The 1,629-nt window shown below is 30.6% G+C and carries 2 protein-coding genes; one reads left to right on the top strand and one right to left on the bottom strand.

Annotated features, from left to right (window positions below):
- The coding region (locus Q0649_RS09925) for a methionine gamma-lyase family protein (RefSeq protein WP_298840971.1) at window positions 1-593 on the top strand (593 nt) is incomplete at its 5' end.
- Window positions 594-708: 115 nt separating this feature from the next.
- On the opposite strand, the gene lexA is transcribed toward Q0649_RS09925, so the two are convergent.
- Complete coding sequence (gene lexA, locus Q0649_RS09920) at window positions 709-1,317, bottom strand: transcriptional repressor LexA (protein WP_298840969.1); 609 nt, start codon at window positions 1,315-1,317, stop codon at window positions 709-711.
- Window positions 1,318-1,629 lie beyond the last annotated feature (312 nt).

Here is a 1,629-nt window from a genome sequence, read left to right as displayed (position 1 = left end):
CTACAGATGTTGGTGCAGATTTAGTTGCAGGTTCTTTAATAAAAAATATTGGTGGTGGAATTGCACCAACGGGTGGTTACATTGCAGGTAAAGAAGAATATGTAGTGCAAGCGTCATATAGACTAACAATTCCAGGCATAGGTGGAGAATGTGGTTCAACATTTGGAGTAATGCGTTCTTTATTTCAAGGATTGTTTTTAGCTCCACACGTAACTATGGAAGCATTGAAGGGTGCTATTTTCTGTGCAAGGATTATGGAACTTGCAGGGTTTGATGTTCTTCCTAAATACACAGATAAAAGAAGTGATATAATACAGGCTATCAAATTTGGAAATAAAGAAATGCTAATTAATTTTATTAAGGGGATACAATCAGGATCTCCGATTGATTCATTTGCTCAGTGTGAACCATGGGATATGCCAGGATATGAAGATAAGGTTATAATGGCAGCCGGCGCATTTATTCAAGGGTCATCAATAGAATTATCTGCGGATGCTCCAATAAGAGAGCCTTATATAGCATATTTACAGGGTGGATTAACATTTGATCATGCTAAGATTGGAATATTAATAGCTCTTTCAAAAGTTATATAAATTTAGAGTAAATATTATTATAATTAATATTTATTTCAGTTAACTTAGTATCAATCAAAAGAGACTGTAATGATTAGATCATTACAGTCTCTTTTGCATAAGTTTAAAGGGATAATTAGTACTTTCTATAAATGCCGACAAGTATACCTAAAATTGAACAATCATCTAATATGATAGGGGACATTGATGAATTTTCAGGCTGAAGCCTTATATGTCCTTTTTCCTTAAAAAATCTTTTAATAGTGGCTTCGTTATCTATAAGTGCTACAACTATATCTCCATTTTTAGCCGCATTAACTTTCTCGATTATAGCAAGATCACCATCTAATATTCCGGCTTCAATCATGCTACTACCCGAAACCTTAAGCATAAATAAATCATTATTAGTTTTGGTAAAATTTAAAGGTATAGTAAATGTATCTTCAACATTCTCAACCGCAAGGATTGGTACCCCAGCTGTAATTTTTCCTATAATAGGTATATCTATAAGTTCTTTTCTTGTAACAGAATCCTTTAATAATTCTATTGCACGAGGTTTAGCAGGGTCTCTACGTATATATCCTTTTTTTTCTAATCTTTCTAAATGACCATGAACAGTTGAGGTGGATTTTAATCCTACAGCTACACATATTTCTCTTACTGAAGGTGGATATCCTTTTAATTGAACTTGATCTTTTATAAAGTTATATATTTCACTCTGTTTATCTTTTTTTGGAGTTAACATGTAAACACCTCTCATTCATGCTGAAATTATACCATATAAATGTAAAAACATCAAACAAATGTTCTATTTTAGTCTATAATTGTAAACAGTAACTATATAAAATTCTTTTAATAATTGAGTATAAATATATTATAGATAATTAAAATTTATAAATATTTGATTAATGATGCCTTATTTGTTATAATAGACTATTATGATAGTATTTGAAATAAATGTAGCGGGGTGTTGTATGTCTAAAAACTGTATCTTTAATAATAAGAAAATTTGTAATGACTGTGGTGATTGTGAAGTCTGCGAATTAAATTCAAATAA

This window comes from uncultured Clostridium sp. (genome assembly GCF_937920395.1).
GTDB lineage: Bacteria > Bacillota > Clostridia > Clostridiales > Clostridiaceae > Clostridium_AD.
The sequence above is the reverse complement of the archived record's forward strand: the minus strand, read 5'-3'. Positions and strand labels throughout refer to the sequence as shown.

Excerpts from the sequence above, each read along its gene's own strand:
- lexA (WP_298840969.1), bottom strand. The coding sequence starts at position 1,317 with ATGTTAACTCCAAAAAAAGATAAACAGAGTGAAATATATAACTTTATA.